This window comes from Thermomonospora curvata DSM 43183 (assembly GCF_000024385.1).
Lineage (GTDB): Bacteria > Actinomycetota > Actinomycetes > Streptosporangiales > Streptosporangiaceae > Thermomonospora > Thermomonospora curvata.
This window is the reverse complement of sequence record NC_013510.1, coordinates 1,326,085-1,344,276: the sequence shown is the minus strand read 5'-3', so window position 1 is coordinate 1,344,276 and position 18,192 is coordinate 1,326,085. Positions and strand designations below refer to the sequence as shown.

The 18,192-nt window shown below is 73.5% G+C and carries 22 protein-coding genes; 4 read left to right on the top strand and 18 right to left on the bottom strand.

Annotated features, from left to right (window positions below):
- Window positions 1–45 precede the first annotated feature (45 nt).
- The 4 genes from TCUR_RS05845 to sigE all read right to left on the bottom strand — a co-directional run bounded on the left by TCUR_RS05845 (window position 46) and on the right by sigE (window position 4,225).
- On the bottom strand, window positions 46–1,839 hold the full coding sequence (locus TCUR_RS05845; RefSeq protein WP_012851553.1) for a trypsin-like peptidase domain-containing protein: 1,794 nt from the start codon (window positions 1,837–1,839) through the stop codon (window positions 46–48).
- Between the two features lie 81 nt (window positions 1,840–1,920).
- Window positions 1,921–2,982, bottom strand: coding sequence for a sigma-E factor regulatory protein RseB domain-containing protein (locus tag TCUR_RS24710; protein WP_012851552.1), 1,062 nt, complete (start codon window positions 2,980–2,982; stop codon window positions 1,921–1,923).
- A gap of 11 nt (window positions 2,983–2,993) precedes the next feature.
- The gene (locus tag TCUR_RS05835; protein ID WP_012851551.1) at window positions 2,994–3,533 is read right to left on the bottom strand and encodes an anti-sigma factor family protein; all 540 of its coding nucleotides are present in this window, start codon (window positions 3,531–3,533) and stop codon (window positions 2,994–2,996) included.
- Window positions 3,534–3,616: 83 nt separating this feature from the next.
- Window positions 3,617–4,225: an RNA polymerase sigma factor SigE gene (gene sigE, locus TCUR_RS05830; protein ID WP_012851550.1), complete on the bottom strand. Its 609-nt coding sequence runs from the start codon at window positions 4,223–4,225 to the stop codon at window positions 3,617–3,619.
- Window positions 4,226–4,496: 271 nt separating this feature from the next.
- Between sigE and TCUR_RS05825 the strand changes: the two genes are divergently transcribed.
- A complete protein-coding gene (locus TCUR_RS05825) occupies window positions 4,497–5,099 on the top strand; it encodes an O-methyltransferase (RefSeq protein WP_012851549.1) in 603 nt (200 codons plus the stop codon).
- Between the two features lie 17 nt (window positions 5,100–5,116).
- Complete coding sequence (locus TCUR_RS05820) at window positions 5,117–5,743, top strand: hypothetical protein (RefSeq protein WP_012851548.1); 627 nt, start codon at window positions 5,117–5,119, stop codon at window positions 5,741–5,743.
- Window positions 5,744–5,755: 12 nt separating this feature from the next.
- Here the strand turns inward: TCUR_RS05820 and TCUR_RS05815 are convergent, their stop codons facing one another.
- The 5 genes from TCUR_RS05815 to TCUR_RS27795 all read right to left on the bottom strand — a co-directional run bounded on the left by TCUR_RS05815 (window position 5,756) and on the right by TCUR_RS27795 (window position 9,398).
- On the bottom strand, window positions 5,756–7,213 hold the full coding sequence (locus TCUR_RS05815; protein WP_012851547.1) for a leucyl aminopeptidase: 1,458 nt from the start codon (window positions 7,211–7,213) through the stop codon (window positions 5,756–5,758).
- A 135-nt stretch (window positions 7,214–7,348) separates the two neighbouring features.
- The gene (locus tag TCUR_RS25440) at window positions 7,349–7,516 is read right to left on the bottom strand and encodes a DUF3117 domain-containing protein (RefSeq protein ID WP_012851546.1); all 168 of its coding nucleotides are present in this window, start codon (window positions 7,514–7,516) and stop codon (window positions 7,349–7,351) included.
- A 357-nt stretch (window positions 7,517–7,873) separates the two neighbouring features.
- Window positions 7,874–8,470 carry a DNA-3-methyladenine glycosylase I gene (locus TCUR_RS05810; protein WP_012851545.1) on the bottom strand — a complete coding sequence of 199 codons (597 nt, stop codon included), beginning with the start codon at window positions 8,468–8,470 and terminating at the stop codon, window positions 7,874–7,876.
- Window positions 8,467–8,928, bottom strand: a complete 462-nt coding sequence (locus TCUR_RS27800) for an SRPBCC family protein (protein ID WP_012851544.1) — start codon at window positions 8,926–8,928, stop codon at window positions 8,467–8,469. Before TCUR_RS27800 ends, TCUR_RS05810 begins: the two co-directional genes overlap by 4 nt.
- Window positions 8,925–9,398, bottom strand: a complete 474-nt coding sequence (locus TCUR_RS27795) for a hypothetical protein (protein WP_012851543.1) — start codon at window positions 9,396–9,398, stop codon at window positions 8,925–8,927. Before TCUR_RS27795 ends, TCUR_RS27800 begins: the two co-directional genes overlap by 4 nt.
- A gap of 55 nt (window positions 9,399–9,453) precedes the next feature.
- Here TCUR_RS27795 and TCUR_RS27790 point away from each other — a divergent pair, with 55 nt between their 5' ends.
- On the top strand, window positions 9,454–9,996 hold the full coding sequence (locus TCUR_RS27790; protein WP_012851542.1) for a hypothetical protein: 543 nt from the start codon (window positions 9,454–9,456) through the stop codon (window positions 9,994–9,996).
- A 19-nt stretch (window positions 9,997–10,015) separates the two neighbouring features.
- Here TCUR_RS27790 and TCUR_RS05790 read toward each other — a convergent pair whose 3' ends face one another.
- From TCUR_RS05790 to TCUR_RS05775, 4 genes are all read right to left on the bottom strand, one after another.
- Window positions 10,016–10,609: an LOG family protein gene (locus TCUR_RS05790; RefSeq protein WP_012851541.1), complete on the bottom strand. Its 594-nt coding sequence runs from the start codon at window positions 10,607–10,609 to the stop codon at window positions 10,016–10,018.
- On the bottom strand, window positions 10,609–11,409 hold the full coding sequence (locus TCUR_RS05785) for an LOG family protein (protein WP_012851540.1): 801 nt from the start codon (window positions 11,407–11,409) through the stop codon (window positions 10,609–10,611). The genes TCUR_RS05790 and TCUR_RS05785 overlap by 1 nt, the downstream gene beginning before the upstream one ends.
- Before the next feature lie 104 nt (window positions 11,410–11,513).
- Window positions 11,514–12,575: a succinyl-diaminopimelate desuccinylase gene (gene dapE, locus TCUR_RS05780; protein ID WP_012851539.1), complete on the bottom strand. Its 1,062-nt coding sequence runs from the start codon at window positions 12,573–12,575 to the stop codon at window positions 11,514–11,516.
- A 204-nt stretch (window positions 12,576–12,779) separates the two neighbouring features.
- Window positions 12,780–13,616 carry a 2,3,4,5-tetrahydropyridine-2,6-dicarboxylate N-succinyltransferase gene (locus TCUR_RS05775; protein WP_041439343.1) on the bottom strand — a complete coding sequence of 279 codons (837 nt, stop codon included), beginning with the start codon at window positions 13,614–13,616 and terminating at the stop codon, window positions 12,780–12,782.
- A 44-nt stretch (window positions 13,617–13,660) separates the two neighbouring features.
- Between TCUR_RS05775 and TCUR_RS05770 the strand changes: the two genes are divergently transcribed.
- A complete protein-coding gene (locus TCUR_RS05770) occupies window positions 13,661–14,503 on the top strand; it encodes a hypothetical protein (protein ID WP_012851537.1) in 843 nt (280 codons plus the stop codon).
- An 11-nt stretch (window positions 14,504–14,514) separates the two neighbouring features.
- On the opposite strand, the gene TCUR_RS05765 is transcribed toward TCUR_RS05770, so the two are convergent.
- From TCUR_RS05765 to TCUR_RS05745, 5 genes are all read right to left on the bottom strand, one after another.
- Window positions 14,515–15,324 carry an SAM-dependent methyltransferase gene (locus tag TCUR_RS05765; protein ID WP_012851536.1) on the bottom strand — a complete coding sequence of 270 codons (810 nt, stop codon included), beginning with the start codon at window positions 15,322–15,324 and terminating at the stop codon, window positions 14,515–14,517.
- Between the two features lie 272 nt (window positions 15,325–15,596).
- Window positions 15,597–16,103, bottom strand: a complete 507-nt coding sequence (locus TCUR_RS25980; RefSeq protein ID WP_148232936.1) for a hypothetical protein — start codon at window positions 16,101–16,103, stop codon at window positions 15,597–15,599.
- Between the two features lie 83 nt (window positions 16,104–16,186).
- Window positions 16,187–16,882: a Crp/Fnr family transcriptional regulator gene (locus tag TCUR_RS05755; protein ID WP_012851534.1), complete on the bottom strand. Its 696-nt coding sequence runs from the start codon at window positions 16,880–16,882 to the stop codon at window positions 16,187–16,189.
- Window positions 16,882–17,565, bottom strand: a complete 684-nt coding sequence (locus tag TCUR_RS05750; RefSeq protein ID WP_012851533.1) for a hypothetical protein — start codon at window positions 17,563–17,565, stop codon at window positions 16,882–16,884. The genes TCUR_RS05755 and TCUR_RS05750 overlap by 1 nt, the downstream gene beginning before the upstream one ends.
- The gene (locus TCUR_RS05745) at window positions 17,562–18,182 is read right to left on the bottom strand and encodes a hypothetical protein (protein ID WP_012851532.1); all 621 of its coding nucleotides are present in this window, start codon (window positions 18,180–18,182) and stop codon (window positions 17,562–17,564) included. The genes TCUR_RS05750 and TCUR_RS05745 overlap by 4 nt, the downstream gene beginning before the upstream one ends.
- Window positions 18,183–18,192: the final 10 nt, after the last annotated feature.

Sequence of the window (18,192 nt, the reverse complement as noted above, 5' to 3'; positions counted from 1 at the left end):
CGCCCCCTCAGGGTATCCACAGCTCGCCTCGGCGCGACCCCGCCTTCAGTCGGAGGCGGCGAGAGTCACTTCGACCGTCTGCTCCTTGCCGTCCCGCTGGAAGGTCACCTTGACCTTGGTGCCGGGCGCCTTGCTCTGGATGGCGGCCGACAGGTCGGCCCGGTCCTCCACCACCTGGCCGTCGATGGCGGTGATGATGTCGCCGGGCTTCAGACCCGCCTTGTCGGCCGGGCCGCCCTCGACGATCGGCGGCACGCCGTTCTGCTCCCGGTCGGCGATGCGCACCCCCGGACCGGGGAAGGTGGTGTCCATGCCGATGCCGATCATCGTCCGCCGGGCGCTGCCGGTGTTGATGATCTCCTCGGCGATCCGGCGGCCGTGGTTGATCGGGATGGCGAAGCCCAGCCCGATGTTGCCGCCCTGCTCGCCCAGGCCGCCGCCGAGGGTGACGATCGCGGTGTTGATGCCGACCACCTCGCCCTTGCCGTTCACCAGCGGGCCGCCGGAATTGCCGGGGTTGATGGCCGCATCGGTCTGGATGGCGGGGATCACCGCGGCGTCGGCGCCCTCGCCGCGGGTGGGCACCGCGCGGTTCAGCGCGCTGACGATCCCGGAGGTCACCGAGCCGTCCAGGCCGAGGGGGGAGCCGACGGCGATCACCGGGTCGCCCACCGCCAGGTCGTCGGAGTCGCCCAGGGTCAGCGCCGGCAGGTTGTGGGTGGTGCGCGGCTTGAGCACGGCGATGTCGGAGGCCGGGTCGCGGCCCTGGATCTCGGCCGGGGAGGTCTTCTTGTCGTGAAAGACGATCTCGATCTGGCCGCCGCCCCGGGCCGCCGACGACACCACGTGGTTGTTGGTGATGATGTAGCCGCCGTTGACGATGAAGCCGGTGCCGGAGCCGCCCTCGCCGCCGGCGCTCACCCGGATGGTGACCACGCTGGGCAGCACCTTCTGGGCGATGCCGGCGACCGAGTCGGGCGGGCGCGGCTTGACCGGCTCAGAGTCGCCTCCCCCGCCGCCGCCCAGGCTGATCGGGGGCGCCTCGGAGGAGTCGCCGCCGGTGGCCATCACCCCGATGCCCGCGCCGACGGCCCCGGCCACCAGCGCGACGATCAGCCCGATGGCGGCCAGCACCCCCAGCGACGGAGGGGTGCGGCGCTGCTGCGGAAGCGCCGGGACGGGAGCCCAGTTGGGCGGGCCGACCTGTCCCAGCGGCAGCGCGTCCGGAGGCGGCGGCGCGGTGGACACCGGCGGGCCGGAAGGGGGCGGCGGGTCCTGGCGGTAGGCCGCCCAGCCGTATCCGCCGTACCCGCCGGGCTCACCGACCGGCCGGCCGACCGGCTGGTCGTGCGGGACGAAGCCGGGCCGCGGACGGGAGTCCGGCTGCGGGTGACCGGAGCCCTGCCCCTGGGCGCCGGCCACCGGGGCGAAAGAGGGAGCCTCCCCGCAGGGAGGCTGCGGCTGCCCGTACGACCCGTATCCCCCCTGCACCGGCTCGTCCGCGACCGGCGGTGAGGCGGACACCAGCAGCTTGTCATCGTTCGACGTGCCGAGATCGTCGGGCGGGGCGAAACCGGCGCCCGCCGGGGCGTCGTCAGACCGGTGCGCGGAGTCGTCCCCGGAGCGGTCGTCTTCGGAGAGGTCTCGGGGAAGGTCGTCCCGCCGGCCGTCGACCGGCTCGGCACGCTCGTCGGAGTCGGTGGCGACCCGGGGGGCGTCCTGGGCGGAGCCGGACGCGGTGCCCGGTTCCTCATCATGCCGCCCGGCGGCGAGGCCGGGGGCGGGGTGGCCGTCCTCGTGCGGCGGAGCGTCGACAGACCTGCGGCTGTCTTCGGTCATGGTGCGCCATTCTCTCCTAGCGAGCGTTCTCTCATCGGGGTCATCGTGCCCGCCAGCGCATGTGGCGGGCATAAGAAGCGATCAGCTCCAGGGGATCGCCCACGTCCCGATGCGCCGTGCCCCGCGCCACAGCCGTTCCCACAGACCCGCGCCGCTTCGGGGGAGCGCCGCCACCACCGCGTCCGAGGTGGCCTGAGGGGCATCGGTCAACACTGTATAAACATAACCATCTCCGGCCCATACCACCCACCGCTGACGTGCCTCGCGGCGGAAGACCGTGCGGCCCGCGACGGTCGCGCGGCGCCAGCCCGCCAGCCGCCGCACGTTCAGCCGCCCCCGCTGGACGAACACCGAAACGGCCGCCAGGCCGTCGGAATAGCCCAGGTGCAGGGTACCGTCCTCGCCCGAGCCGGAGCGCCTTACCTGGTGCAACGCCAGCCCGCCGGGCAGGGTCTGCGGCACGCTCCAGCCCTGCTTGCGCAGCCGGTCGACTTCGGCCGCCGTCATCTCCCGCCAGGGGCGGGCCCGGGGAGCGGCCGCCTGCGGCAAGATGCGGGGCCGGGTGATGCGCAGCTCGGCGAAACCACCGGAGCTGACCACCCGGCCGGTCTCATCCAGCAGTTCGCGCTGCAGCAGGATGCCGGTCTGCGCGTCGATCCAAAACCTCCCGGCGGTGCCGCCGCCGGGGCGCCGGGCCTCCACGACGCGGGCCTTCCGCCCGCACACCACAGAGTCGGCCGCCCGCACCACCGTGTAGTTGCGGGCCAGCTGTTCCAGCGCCTCCGGGGTGAGGCCGGGCAGCCCGCCGGCGGTCACGACGAGCTCCTCGCGCCGCTCCGAGAGCGGGGAGGCGCTTTGCATGGAGGTGCCGGACGGCGGGCTTTCGACCCGGTGCGCCACCTTGGTCGTGCTCGTGTCGCGCCCGCCGGCGGCGAGCGTGGTGTGAGTCCAGGTCCCCTCATAGGGGGTGCGGCGCGCGGCGGCGGCGGTGCCGCGCAGCAGCTCCAGGGCCTGCGGGTCGCCCCCTGCGGCCCGGCGCCCCGGGGCGGCGTCCCCGGTCAGCGCCCAGGCGATCAGCAGGACGGCGGCGACCCCGCCCACCAGCCAGGGGCCCCGCCTGCACCGCGCCGGCGGCGAAGGCATCGGCGCAGGCGTCACGGGGCCGCCGGCAGGGACGAGGGCTCCGGAACCGGGATCATGCCGTTGGTCAGCGCATGCTCGACCTGCAGCCGGTCGAAGGCGGGGACCACGGCGGGCGGCTGCTCGGTGCGGCCGCCGGCCACATAGGAGGCCGAGCCCAGCCCCAGCATCATGGCGGCGGCCCCGACGGCCAGGTAGCGGCGGGGGACGCGGCGCCGGGCCGGCACCGGCGCAAGCGGACGGACGGCGGGCCGGCCGGGACGCACGGCGCCCTGCGACGGCCGGTTCCAGGCGATGTCGGCAGGCGGCCCGCCGGCCTGGCCCAGGGCGCGCAGCCTGCTCAGGAACTCCTCATCGGGCAGGTCGGGGGCGCCCGCGGAGGAACCGGCCGCGGGGACGGCCAGGGAACGCAGCCGGTCCTTGATCCGGCGCATCATGTCGGCCTCCTGACGGCAGGCCCGGCAGACGGCCAGATGCGCGAGCGCACGGTCGCGCTCGTCGTGATCCAGCTCGCCGTCGACCAGGGCGGTCAGGCGTTCCCCCAGACAACTCACACGTGCTCCCCGCTCGCCTCCGGCGCGCCCTTCCGTGGGCGGCGTCCTTCCTCCTCGCGTGCTCGCTCGCGTCTTTTACAGACTCACCCCGCCTCGGGCAGTTCCGTCAGACGGCGCGGTGCGCGGTGCTCCAGGGCGGCCCGCAGCTGGGCCCGTCCGCGGTGGATCCGGCTGCGCACCGTCCCGAGCTTCACATTCAGTGTGGCCGCGATCTCCTCATACGACAGCCCTTCGATGTCGCACAACACCACGGCGGCGCGGTACTCCGGCGGCAGGGAGTCCAGCGCCGCCTGCACGTCGGCGTCGAGGTTGCGGTCATCATAGGCCTGCGCGGGGGTGGGTTCCCGGCCCTGCAGCCGGTCGGCGGCGTCCTCGGCCAGCCCTTCGAACCTGATGCGCTGCTTGCGGCGCGCCATGTCGAGGAACAGGTTGGTGGTGATGCGGTGCAGCCATCCCTCGAACGTTCCCGGCGTGTAGTTCGACAGCGACCGGAACACCCGGACGAAGACCTCCTGGGTGAGGTCCTCGGCGTCGTGCGGGTTGCCGGTCAGCCGGTAGGCGAGGCGGTAGACGCGCGCGGAGTGCTCACGGACGACCTCCTCCCATGACGGAGGCTCCCAGACGGCCTCCGGCGCATGGTCGCGTTCGCGGGCCGCGACCGCCCCCTTCAGCGCAAGCGCCGCCACGTTCATGGTCGCACCTCCAGCGCACTGCCTCCCATGGCCGGTTCCTCTCCCGCGACGGACATGCCGCGTCGCGATATGACACGGCCACGCCTGGGCTGGGCGTTCGCGGACCGACTGTTGAGGGAACGTCGCGACGGGCGGTTTTAGTTCCCGGCCCGGCCGCGCAAGTACGACGATGAGCCCACAAGCCGGACGGGCGGCAACGATATGGTCTTTCTCAGCGGACCAGGGACCAAGGGAGGCGGCCATAGACGCGCTACAAGCCACCCTGGCTTTCGTGGAGGACTATCTCCCCGAGGATGAGGTGCTGCAGGAGGCCCGGCGGCTCGGCGAGGAGGCCGGCGCGGTGCCGATCGGCCCGGCCTGCGGGGCGGCGCTGCGGTTTCTGGCCGCCATGCTGAACGCCCGCACGGTGGTGGAGATCGGCTCCGGCTGCGGCGTCTCGGGGATCTGGCTGCTGCGCGGCATGCGCCCGGACGGGGTGCTGACCAGCGTGGACGTGGAGGTGGCCAACCAGCGCATGGCCAAGGACGCCTACGCGGCGGCCGGTTTCCCCTCCTCGCGCACCCGCATGATCGTCGGACGCGCCCTGGAGGTGCTGCCCCGGCTCACCGACGGCGCCTACGACATGGTCTTCTGCGACGCCGACAAAAAGGAGTACCCCGACTACCTGGCCGCCGCGCTGCGGCTGCTGCGCCCCGGCGGGGTGGTGGCCTTCGACAACGCGCTGTGGCACGGGCGGGTGGCCGACCCGCTCCGGCGCGACCCGGAGACGGTGGCGATCCGCGAGGTGGCGCGGATGATCCGCGACGACGAACGGCTGGTGCCGCTGCTGCTCCCGGTCGGCGACGGCCTGCTGTGCGCGCTCAAGCGCGCCTGAGCGAAAGACGAGCGGACATGACCGACGAGCACTCCCCCGCGGAGTCCCGGCGGCCGGCCGCGGCCGCCGCGCTGACGGTGCGGGTCCGGCCGTCGTGGCACTGGGCGGGCCGGGTGGTCTCCTCGCTGATCATCTGCCTGGCGGCGGGGGCGTTCGTGGTCGGCGGCGCCCGCGGGGACGGCCTGGTCGACTACGTCTTCCTGGCCGTGGGCGTGCTGGGGGCGGTCTTCTTCGGCGCCGGCGCGCTGCTGTCGGCGGGCCGGCTGCTGAGCCGCCGCCCGGTGCTGGAGCTGGACGCCGACGGGGTGCGCCGGCCGGCCGCCTGGCCGCGCCCGCGCAGCCGGGACCGGGTGCTGCCCTGGTCGCAGATCGCGGCGGTGTGCCTGGTCAGCCGCGGGGTGGCGGCGCGCAGCGGCCAGGCGCGCGACCACCTGCTGTTTTTGACCGACCCGCAGGACGCCGAACACGCCCGCACCGCCGACAAGCCCCAGCTGGTCGCCTTCACCCTCACCGACCTGCCCGCCGGGGAGCGGCATGCGCCCTGGCTGCTGGTGTGCGACCCCGACTGGGACGTGCCGCTCAAGCGGATCGTCGCCAAGGCGCGCGCCCACGGCGTCCCGGTCATCGACCGCCGCCGCAAGTGACCCGGCGGCCGGTCAGTTCCGGGCGGTGAGCCAGTTCAGCAGCAGGCGGGTGCCGAAGCCGGTGGCGCCTTTGGAGATCTCGGCGTCGTCGGAGGTCGCGCGGGCGGGACCGGCCACATCCAGGTGGGCCCACCGGCGCTCGCCGACGAATTCGCGCAGGAACAGGGCGGCCATGATGGCGCCGCCGCCGAAGCCGCGGCGCTCGATGTTGGCCACGTCGGCGACCTCGGAGGCGATGGCCTCGCGGTAGTCGTCCACCAGCGGCATCGGCCAGACCGGCTCACCGGCCGCCTCGCCGGCCGCCGCCAGCTCGGCGCTCAGCTCCCCGTCGGTGGCGAACAGGGCGCCGTGCCGCAGCCCGAGGGCCACCTTGGCCGCCCCGGTGAGGGTGGCCACGTCCACCACCACGTCCGGGTTCAGGGCACGGTCGGCGTAGGCGAGCGCGTCGGCCAGCACCAGCCGCCCCTCGGCGTCGGTGTTGAGCACCTCGCTGGTCTTGCCGCCGTAGTGGGTGATCACGTCGCTGGGCCGCATGGCGCTGCCGGAGAACATGTTCTCGGCCGCCGGGACCAGCGCGGTGACCTGCGCGTTCACCCCCAGTGCGCCCAACGCGCCCATGGCCGCCATGACCGCGCCGCCGGCGGCCATGTCGGTCTTCATGGTCTTCATGTTGTCGTTGGGCTTGAGCGACAGCCCGCCGCTGTCGAAGGTGATGCCCTTGCCGACCAGCACCACATGCCGGTCGGCGCCGCCTTCGGGCCGGTAGGTCAGCTCGATCAGCCGGGGCGGCCGCACCGACCCGGCGCCGACCGCCAGCAGCCCGCCGAAGCCCTCTTCCCGCAGGGCCTGCTCGTCGCGGACGCGCACCGCCAGGCCGCGCCGCTCGGCCAGCTCGACGGCGCGCTCGGCCAGCCAGGACGGGCCCTTCTCCGCCGACGGGGTGTTGGCCAGGTCGCGGGCCAGCGCGGCGGCCTCGGCCAGCACCGTGCCGCGCTCCACGGCGGCCGCCTCGGCCCCCAGCACCACGATGGTGGTGGCCGCGCGCTTGCGGGGCGGCTCGCCGATCCAGAACTCATACGAGCCCAGCAGCGCGCCCTCGACGAACGCCGCCACGTCCCCTTCGGGGGCGAGGGCGACCAGGCCGTTGCGTCCCTTGGCGCGGCGGGCCAGCGCGGCGCCGGCCTTGCGCAGTGCGCCCGGCGTCTGGTCGCCGACCCCGTACAGCAGCACTTCGCCGGGCCCGTCGCCGAGCCGCACCGGGCAGGAGACGATCTCGCCGGGCTCGCCCTTGGCGTCCTGGAAGGCCAGCAGCTCCGCCGGATCCAGCGGCAGGGTCAGGCCCAGGTCGGCGGCGTGCGCCCGGGGACCGGAGCGCACCGGCACGGCCACCAGCTCGGCTCCCGCCTCCAGTGCCACCCGGCCGGCCGGACGGACACTCGCCTCGCTGCGCACCCGGGTGTGGATCGGCATCGGTCCCCCTGCTCATCACCGCTCGCCGCCGGCGCCCCCCCGCGGCGATGCCATGGCAGCGACAGGCCCCGGCCAGGCCGGGACCTGCCGCCGTGGTCTTGTGTCGAATAGCGCCTGATTCGGCCCGCGGCTTTATCAGCTGACGACGCTCTTGAGGGCGTCGCCCAGCTCGCTGGCCTCTTCGGCGGAGAGCTCGACGACGAGGCGTCCGCCACCCTCCAGCGGGACACGCATCACGATGCCGCGCCCCTCCTTGGTCACCTCGAGCGGACCGTCACCCGTCCGCGGCTTCATCGCCGCCATGCGTGCATCCCCTTCCTGCCTAGGGCCGCGTGCCGGACATCCTTGGCCGCGTGGCCGCCGTTCGTATCCGCACTATCAGTAGTGGCCCATTATCTCGCCTTCCGGGCGCGAAGTGGTAACGATCAGCGTCGCAAAGGGCAGACAATGCCTTCCCGCCGCCCGCCGAGGTGCGTTTGCCCTGTTCAGGACGTAAGTCACCGCGGGATCACCATCCCGCGGGCCGCGCGGCGGGAATGTGCGGAATCTCACTGAGGAACCATCCCCAGGCATGCGGACGGCCATCTCTCCCCCATCGAGCCACCGTGGCGGTGGCATGCCCGTTCGGTGGCCCCTCGAAACGGACGCCGGTTGTGTCCCTTAGCGGAGCTTCGGGAGGACAGCCGCGTAGGCACCCCGGCGGTGGCAGCCGGCAAGGTGATCGTCCACCAGCCCGCACGCCTGCATGAGCGCATAGGCGGTGGTGGGCCCCACGAACCTGAACCCGTGCCGCTTGAGCTCCTTGGCCAACGCCGCGGAAGCCGGGGTCGAGGCGGGCACGTCGGCGGTGGTGCGGGGCGCCGGGGCGTCCGGGTCGGCGTACCGCCACACCAGCGCGGCCAGCCCGGTGGGCAGCTCGAGCGTGGCGCGGGCGTTGGCGATGGCCGCCTCGATCTTGGCGCGGTTGCGGACGATGGCGGGGTCGGCCAGCAGCCGCTCGACGTCCGCGGGGCCGAAGGCCGCCACCGCGGCCGGGTCGAAGCCCTTGAAGGCCGCCCTGAAGCCCTCCCGCTTGCGCAGGATCGTCAGCCACGACAGCCCCGACTGGAACGCCTCCAGGCACAGCCGCTCATACAGGCCCTGATCGTCGGTGACCGGGCGGCCCCACTCCCGGTCGTGGTAGGCCAGGTAGTCGGGGGGCGACAGGCCCCAGGGGCAGCGCGCCAGCCCGTCCGGCCCCGGCAGCGCCCCGCTCACCGCGCCCTCCCCGGCGGCGCGGCGCCCTCGTCCCGTTCGGCCAGGCGGGCCAGGCGGCGCAGGCCCAGCCGCATGAGGGCGCGCACCAGCGGGCCGATCAGCAGCCAGCCGGCCCGGCCCAGCGGCCCCAGCGGCAGCTCCAGCCGCTCGGCCCACACCACGGTGCCGCCGGCGGGCAGCGGGGCGGTCTCGAAGTAGGCCTCGCCGCGCACCAGCCGGCCGGTGTGCCGCACCGCCACCCGGCGGCCGGGCGTCCACTCGGTGATCACCATGGTGTCCAGGAAGCCGACCGGCCCGATGCCCGTCCATCCCCGAAGTTCGGCGCCGACCCCCTGGCCGCCCTCGGCGCGGGTGAAGGGCATCCACTCGCCGTGCCGGGGCCAGTCGGTGAGCACCGCGAACAGCCGCTCCGCCGAGGCGGTGGAGACGGCCTGGGCGCTTACTGCGACCCGGCTCACTGCTCCTCCTTGCGCAGTGTCTGCGGCGGGTCGTTGGGATGCCCGTGCGCCGGGCCGCCGTCTTCGGCCGTCCCATCGCGCCGCCGTGCGGGCGGCTCGCCCCACGGCGGCATCCGCGGGCCCGTCCAGGCCGGTCCCGCATCGCCCCAGGAGGCGGGTTCCTCGACGTGGCCGTGGCGGCGTTTCAGCTCGGCCAGCTCGGCCTCCAGCGCGGCCAGCCGCGCATCGCGCTCGTTCAGCGCGCAGGCGAGCCGGCGCAGGGCCTCGTCGGTGACGTCCACCTGGTAGCCCCACAGGCCGTGCGGCAGGTGCAGGGTCGCCACGTCGGCGCCGGTCAGGCGGCGCCCGGACGGCATGTGCAGCGGCGGGTGGTCCGGGTGCGTCCGGGCCAGCTCCCCGCCCCGGCCCGTGGCCAGGACGACGACCGCCACCAAGACGGCCAGCGCGGCCAGGGCGAGGACCACGAGCACGATCGGTAACTCCCCTCCTTCGGCTCCTCCCTTCGATCGTGCCACGATCGAAGGCATGGATTTGCGGCTTGGCGCCCGGGTCTTCGGGGCGGGGCAGCATGCGCTCTGGCTCGCCGAGGCGCCGTCAGGGACGGCCGGGGAGATTCCCGAGGGCGTGGACATCGTGACCGGCACCGGGTTCGGGCCGGCCGTGGTGTCGGCCTCCTTCGTCCCGGACGGCGCGGACCTGCTGGTGGGAGATGAGCTGGCGGAGGCGGCCGCGGCCCGCGGCGCGGGACTGGTGTGCCGGGACGCGCGGCGTGCGCTGGCGGCGGGGGTGCGTGCGGACGGGCTGGTCCTGGACGCCGGGAGCCGGCCGGCGGCCGACCGGGTGGCGCAGCCGGCCGCCGACGGGCTCGCCGTGCTGGTGGATCTGACCGGCGAGCCCGTCGGGGAGGACGCGGGCCTGCTGGCCGCGGTCTCCGTCTACGCCTGGCTGGGCGCGCGGGTGTTCAAGGTCGCCGCGCGGGACGTCGATCCGGTGCGGCAGGTGCTGGACATGGTCGCCTCGATCAGGGGAACGCGGCCCCCCGCCGAGGCCAGGCGCGGGCTGGCCTGAGAACCGGCCCGAGAGGCGGTCACGGCTCGGCCTCCGCGTAGTCCTCGCCGGTGGGGGTGAGGTGGACCTGGCGGACCTCCAGCAGGTCGAAGGCCTCGGGGACCGAACGGCTCCAGCTGATCGCATCGAAGGCCCTCGGGCGGACGAAACCGTGGTCGGCCAGCTTGACCACCAGGTCGCGCAGCGGCTCGTACATGCCGTGGGGGTCCAGGATCACCAACGGCTTGTCGTGCATGCCCAGCACCCGGGAGGTCCAGATCTCCAGCAGCTCCTCCAGGGTGCCGATCCCGCCGGGCAGCACCAGGAAGGCGTCCGAGCGGCGGTCCATCTCGGCCTTGCGGGAGCGCATGTCGGGGGTGACGATCAGCTCGTCGTTGTCCTGGTCGGCGATCTCCACGCTGACCAGGGCCTGCGGGATGACGCCCACGGTGCGCGCTCCCCCGGCGCGGGCGGCGCGGGCCACCGCGCCCATGCAGGAGACCTTGGCGCCGCCGCTGACCAGGCTGTGGCCGCGGCGGGCCAGCTCGGCGCCGACCTGCTCGGCCAGTTCCAGGTGGCGGCGGTCGATCCGGCTGCTGGAGGCGCAGAACACGCAGATCGCCAGCCCGCCCATCAGGTGCCCGCCTCTTCGGCGACGCCGCGCACGGCCGCCTCCTCGACCAGCCGGCGCACGTGCTCGGTGTGCGCGTCCACGATCACCTGGACGGCCTCGGCGGGGTCGTCGGTCAGGTGGATCAGCTCCAGATCGGTGTCGCGGATCTTGCCGGACGGCGCCATCACGTCGCGGATCCACTGCACCAGCCCGCCCCAGAAGGCGGTGCCCACCAGCACGATGGGGAAGCGGGTGACCTTGCCGGTCTGCACCAGCGTGACCGCCTCGAACAGCTCGTCCATGGTGCCGAAGCCGCCCGGCAGCACCACGAACGCCTGCGAGTATTTGACGAACATCGTCTTGCGGACGAAGAAGTAGCGGAATTCGACCCCGATGTCGACGTAGTCGTTCATCCGCTGCTCGAAGGGCAGCTCGATGCCCAGCCCGACCGACACCCCGCCGGCCTTGGCGGCGCCCAGGTTGGCGGCCTCCATGATGCCCGGGCCGCCGCCGGTGATCACCGCATAGCCCGCCTCGGCCAGCCGGGTGCCCAGCTCCACGCCCAGCCGGTACTCCTCGGAGTCGGGGGCGGTGCGGGCCGAGCCGAACACGCTGACCGCCTTGCCCAGCTCGGCCAGCAGCCCGAAGCCCTCGACGAACTCGGCCTGGATGCGCAGCACCCGCCACGGGTCGGAGTGCACCCACTCGGCCGGGCCCAGACTGTCCAGCAGCCGCTGGTCGGTGGTGGTGCGGGGGATGGCCTTGCCCCGCAGCATCGCAGGTCCCTGCCGGTGCAGGCGCTTGTGGTCTTGGGAGTCCATGCGCTCACGTTAGCCGCGGCGCACCGCCGTTTTCAGCGCATTAACGGCCGCTGTATCTGCGGGAAAGAGCAGACCGTGGCGCCGAGGTCACCCGGTGTGCCCGCTCAGCCGGCGGTGAGCCAGGCGCGCATGCGCCGCTCGCAGTCGCGGATGAGGGGGATCTCCACGTACTCGTCCTTGGTGTGCGACAGCGGCGGGTCGCCGGGGCCGTAGTTGACGGCCGGGACGCCCAGGGCCGAAAAGCGCGCCACGTCGGTCCAGCCGAGCTTGGCGCGAGGCGTGCCGCCGACCGCCGCGACGAAGGCGGCCGCCGCCGGGTGGGCCAGGCCGGGGCGTGCGGACTCGGCCGCGTCCACCACCGTCACCTCAAAGCCTTCGAATAGTTCACGCAGGTGGGCTTCGGCGTCGGCGAGCGTCCGGTCGGGTGCGAAGCGGTAGTTGACGGTGACCGTGCACTCGTCGGGGATCACGTTGCCGGCCACGCCGCCGCGGACGAACACCGCGTTGAGCCCCTCGTGGTACTCCAGCCCGTCCACCACGGGCTTGCGCGGCCGGTAGGAGCGCAGCACATCGAGGATCTCCCCGGCCTTGTGGATGGCGTTGACGCCCATCCACGCCCGGGCGCTGTGGGCGCGCGCCCCCCGCGCGGTGACCTCGACGCGGATGGTGCCCTGGCAGCCGCCCTCGATGACGGCGGCGGTGGGTTCCATCAGCACCGCGAAGTCGCCGGCCAGCAGTTCGGGCCGGGAGGCGGCCAGGCGGGCCAGCCCGTTGCGGACGGCCTCGACCTCTTCGCACTCGTAGAACAGGTAGGTCACATCCCGGGTGGGCTCGGGCACGGTGGCGGCGAGCTTGAGCATGACCGCCAGCCCGCTCTTCATGTCGCTGGTGCCGCACCCGTACAGCCGGTCGCCCACCACCCGGGACGGCAGGTTGCCGTTGACCGGGACCGTGTCCAGATGCCCGGCGATCACCACGCGTTCGGCCCGGCCCAGCGCGGTCCGGGCGATCACCGCATCGCCGTCCCGTTCGACCCGCAGGTGCGGCAGCGGCCGCAGCGCCTCCTCCACGGCGTCGGCCAGGGCCTTCTCGCGCCCGCTCACCGACTCGATGTCGACGATCGCCGCCGTCAGCTCCGCCACGTCCGCGCCCAGGTCCAGCCTCATGCCACCCGACCCTACCGATGCCGGCCGCCTGCGCGGGCACGCCGCGGAGGCCGGATCCGCCTCCTCACCGGGCGGTCCGGGACGCGCCGGTCTCCTCGCCGGCGGGTCGTCCTTCCCGCGGCCCGCCGGCGCCGGAAACGTAAAGAGCGGAGCGTTCGGGCTCGGACGCGCGGCCGCGGGCGGGCCGCGCGTCCGGGTGCGAGGTCAGGCGTTGGCGCCGTGCTCGCGGAGGATCTCGTTGAGGGCCAGCTTGTCGTGCTGCTGGCCTTCCTCCAGGCGCTTGAGGACCAGCAGGCAGGGCATGCCGAACTCGCCGCCGGGGAACTTCTTGGTGCGGGTGCCGCTGACGCACACCGACCAGGCCGGGGCCTCGCCGCGCGGCAGCTCCTCGCCGGTCTCCACGTCGAAGACGCGGGTGGTCTTGGTGAGGATGGCGCCGGCGCCGAGCTTGGCGCCGCGGCGGACGCGGGCGCCGTCGACGACCATGCAGCGCGAGCCGATGAAGGCGTCGTCCTCGACCACCACGGGGACGGCGTTGGGCGGCTCCAGCACGCCGCCGATGCCGACGCCGCCGGACAGGTGGACGTTCTTGCCGATCTGGGCGCAGGAGCCGACCGTGGCCCAGGTGTCGACCATGGTGCCGGAATCGACGTAGGCGCCGATGTTGGTGAAGGAGGGCATCAGCACGACGCCGGGGGCCAGGTAGGCGCCCCACCGGGCGATGGCGCCGGGCACCACGCGCACCCCCTCCAGCCGGGTCTTGAGCGGGATGCGGTCGTGGTAGTGGAAGTCGCCGACCTGGGCGCGCACCATGCCCAGGACCTTGAAGCTCAGCAGGATCGCCCGCTTGGCCCGCTCGTCCACGACCACCTGGTCGGTGGCCGGGTCCACGAAGGCCACCCGGGCCCGGCCGGTGTCGATCAGGTCCACTGCCGCGACGATGGCCGCGCGGGCGTCGCCGTCGTCGGGGCTGAGCTGGTCCCGCCGTTCCCACAGCTCGTCGATGACGCCGGGGATCGGGCTGGTGAACGTATCGGTCATGGACGTGAGCTTAGTGGGGGGCATGTGCCGGTACGGTCTTTGGTGTGCGGGGTTGGGAACGGTTGCGCCCGCGCTCGGGCGCGCTCCTGTTGGCGATCGCTTTGGTGGTAGGCGCCGGCGGATGGGCGGCCTGGTCGCATCTGCGGCCCTACCTGCACGGTTCCAACTGCGAGGTGGCGGCCGCGGGCGGCGTGGTGCCGCTGGACCTGGAGCAGGCGGCCAACGCGGCGACCATCGCCGGGGTGGCCTTCCGCAAGTCGCTGCCGGAACGGGCGGTGGTGATCGCCTACGCGACGGCGATTCAGGAGTCGCACATCCGCAACCTGCCCTATGGCGACCGCGACTCGGTGGGCATCTTCCAGCAGCGGCCCTCCCAGGGCTGGGGCCGGGTCGACCAGCTGCGCGACCCGGTGTATGCGACCAGCAAGTTCTACGACTCGCTGGTGAAGGTCAAGGACTACCTGGACCGGGACCTGCACGATGCGGCCCAGCAGGTGCAGCGCAGCGCCGACGGGACGGCCTATGCGCCGCACGAGGAGCGGGCCAAGCAGCTGGCCGAGGCCTACACCGGGCGGCGGCCGGCCGCGGTGCGCTGCTGGTTCTCCCCCCGCAAGCGGACCGAGCCGCGGCGGGCGGAGGCCATCCGGGCGCTGCACGAGACGTTCGGCACCAGCAAGATCCCGGTGACCGAGGAGGACGGCCGGCACACGGTGCGGGTGCCGACCCGGCGCACCGGCTGGGCGGTGGCCTCCTGGGCGGTCTCCCACGCCCAGGGCTATGGGCTGCAGGAGATCCGCTACGACGGCCGCCGCTGGCGGGCCGAGGCCGGCCATGACGGCTGGACCGAGGACGAGGAGGCCCCGTCCGACCGGGTCATCATCCGCTGAAGGTCCGGCGTTCACCTTTTGACGCCGATGCCGCCGTACATGGCGGCCTGGCGGTGTTCTTGCGGGACGGGCCCGTCGGGGCGCCATTGGCAGATGTGCACCAGGCCCGGCTCGACCAGGTCGAAACCCGAAAAAAGCCGCAGGATCTGCGAGTAGGTGCGGAAGAAGATGGGGTAGGGCGCCATCCGGGCCGAGCCGTAGAGGGCCTCGCTCTGGCCGGGCGGCAGCAGTTCGGCCGAGGGCAGGCTGATGAGCAGCCGGCTGCCGGGGACCAGCGCGTCGGCGAACCGTCCCACGATGGCCTCGATCTCCTGCCGGTCCTCCAGGACGTGCAGGATCGCGTTGAACAGCACGGCGACCGGCCGGTCGAAGTCCAGCAGTTCCGTCACCGCGGGGTGGCCCAGCACCATGGCGGGGTAGCGGATGTCCCCTTGGGCCATGCGGGTCCGTTCCGCGGCCGGGCCTTCCAGCAGCGCCGTGCCGTGGGCGCATACGTCCGGGTCGCTGTCGACGTAGACCACCCGGCACTCGGGGTCCAGGCGCTGGGCCACCTCGTGGACGTTCCCCTGGGCGGGCAGGCCGCTGCCCAGGTCGAGGAACTGCCGGATGCCCGCTTCCCGGACCAGGTGGCGCACGGCCCGTTTGAAGAAAGCGCGGACCGCCTGGACCGAGACGGAAATGTCCGGGCTGATCCTGGCCATCAGGTCGCCCAATTCCCGGTCGGCGGGGAAATTGTTCTCCCCGCCCAGCCAGTAGTCGTATACCCGGGCGGGGTGCGGCATCCGGGTGTTCAGCCCTTCGGGCACCCGACGTCCGCTCACTCCTGGGAACCCCCTCCCTCACCCTGGCCGGTGCGCCTTCCGGCCGCCCGCACCGCCCGTCCGCCGGCGCGGGCGGCCGGCTCCCCCCATGACATGGACGGTCCGGTGACCGGTTCCCACGGCTCGCACGCCGCCCGGGACTCACAGGTCACGTGCCGAAAAAGGCTCAGTGATCGAACACCATAGCGCAGGACTTGGACAAATCGGCGGGACATCTTGCGCAATATCGGCCGTCACCGAACTCTTTGTGCATTCCGGGAGATATCACCAGATCATGACTGTTCATCCCACTCGGCGGCCAGGGCGGGAACGGCCGCGTCCACCAGGCGGCGGAAGCGGTCCGGCCGCAGCCAGGGCGGCCCCAGGGCGGCCAGATCATCGAAGATCCGCAGCGAGCACACCACCAGCAGCGGCGCCCGCCGGGGGGCGACGCCGCGGGCCAGCGCCCGCACCGCCGTGATCGCAGGGCCGTCGAACTCCCCGTCCTCCAGCGACACCAGGCCCTCGTGCAGCGCCAGGCACAGCCTGACCGGAGAACCCGGGCGGCGCAGGTTCTCGCTCCGGACGGCCCGCTGGGCCGCCTCCAGCAGACCGGCCAGCGCCTCGGGCTCGTCGATCCCCGGCGCCAGCACGCCCACCCACGGCCGCCTCTCCCGGCTGTTCCACGACACGCGTTCCGGGACGGTCTCGCGCAGCAGGCGGTCCATGAGACGGGACGGCCCCGCGGCCGAGGCCGGCGGCCGCCCCTCCCCTGGAGGGGGCTGCTCGAAGAGGTTCACCGCAAGGCAAAGCCTGCGGATACCGGTTGGCTCGGCCATACCAGCCAACGATGCGGCAGAAGGAGCCCGCCGATTCCCTCCCTCTAAGGGGTCCCCCCGTCACGGATGTCCTTCAGCGCGTCCATGTCGCGCACGACGATCCGGCGGTAGCGGGTCAGCACCACACCGTCCTCGCGCAGCTTCCGCAGCACCCGCTCGACGGTGGACTCGCCGACGTCGACCATCCCGCCCAGGACGACCTGCGACACCGGCACGGCGATCATCACGCCCTCCGGCACGGGCTCGCCGTAGGCGGTGGCCAGGTCGTACAGCCCTCCCGCCACCTTGGCGTTGGCGTCCAGGGAGCGGTTTTCGATCCGGCGGCGGATGGAAAGGCGCGTCTTGGCCAGCACGCCGGCCTCGATCTGCGAACGGGCCTGCGGATGCCGGGCGAGATAGTCGTGGAAGCGGGAGCGGCCGATCCGTACCGCCACCACGGCGCCGACCGCGCTGACGGTGGCGGTCCGCTCCTGCCCGTCCAGCACCGCGAACTCGCCGATGAGGTCGCCGCGGCCGCGCACCATCAGCGGCAGCACGGTGCCGTTGTGGGTGTCGAAGGTGACCTTGACGAAGCCGTCCAGCAGCACATACAGCTCCAGTCCCGGCTCGCCCTGGCGGACCAGGACCTGCTCGTGGGCGAACTGCACGCGGGTGCCCAGCTCCAGCAGCGCGGCGCGGTCGGCGGGGCTGAGGCGGGCCATCAGGCTGCCGGTGGGCCAGGGGCCGTCGTGCACCGCCATCACACCAGCCCGCCTTCCTGCAGCCGCGGCGGGCCGTCCTGCGGAGAGCGGACCCCGCGCGGGGAAGAGGCGGCATCGGGGCGGGCGGGCGGCGGCGCGAGCGGTCCCGCCTCGCCGGTCTCGTCCGGGACGTGCAGCCAGCCGATGCCGGAGTACTCCTTCACCGACACCGGGATCTGCCGGAACTTCCAGCCGGTGCCGGTGAAGCCGGGCCTGATCATGTTCCGGTAGACGTAGTCGGAGGCCACCACCGCGTAGTGGCCGGCCGATGCGGCCAGCGCCGCCTTGACGGGCTCGGCGTTGCACAGCCGGAACGCCGCGATGGGGGGATCCCCGGCGTGACCGCCGGGGGCCGCGCCGAGGTGTCCTCCCTCCAGCCCGATCCGGACCCGGGCCCTCCTGTCGGGCAGCAGGGCGTCGTTGGCCCGGGCGAGCTGCAAGATCAGCTCGATCAGCAGGACGCGCAGCGTGGCGCCGTCGCTGCGGTGGGAGGGCAGCACCGTCAGCTCCCCGTCGCCCTGCGGCTGCCGCTTGCAGTCCTCCAGGTCCGGTCCGAGTGCGGCCCGCAGCGCCGCCTGCAGCGCGCCGAACAGCATCTCCTGCAGCCGCCGGTGGCCGTCGAGACCGACACCGCTGTAGGACTCCAGGTCGGTGGCCATGCACAGGTGGTAGGTATCGGTCATGGTGCTTCCGGAAGCGTGTCGAAGGCGCCGTCGGACAGGTTGAGCCGAAACGGCTGCGGGCCCGGCTGGTTCACCCGGACCGTCTCGCCGGGATCGGCGGCGTCCTGCAGCAGGGCCGAGACGCCTATCTCGCCGCGCAGCACCGTCAGGTCCGGCGGCAGTTGCAGCACCACCCGGACGACCCTGCTGCCCTCGGTCAGCGGCCGGTCGCCGTGGGGGCGCAGCCGCCAGCGGAAGACCCGCTGGCCGAGCCCGAAGGTGGTCAGCTCCTCGTCCGGGAGCGGCCCGGCGTCCGGCGCCAGGGGCGTCTTGCCCAGCTGCAGGGCCACCGCGTCCAGCTCGATCAGCGTGACCTCGTACTGGGCCTCGATGTAGCGCTGGCCGTAGCGGGCCTCCTCCAGGTCGAAGGGGAAGCGGATCTGGAAGTACCGCCATCGGTCGAAGTCGACCCGGGAGGCGGCGGATGGCGGAAAGTCCGAAGGGGACAGCGCCTCGACGACGGGACGCCCGATGATGACCCCCGCCTCTCGGGTGAACCTCGTTCCGGCGCGGCCCTGCAGCGGTTCTTCGGCGCCCAGCGGCAGGTGCGCGAGCACGTCGAATTCCAACCCCGGCATGTGAGCAAGG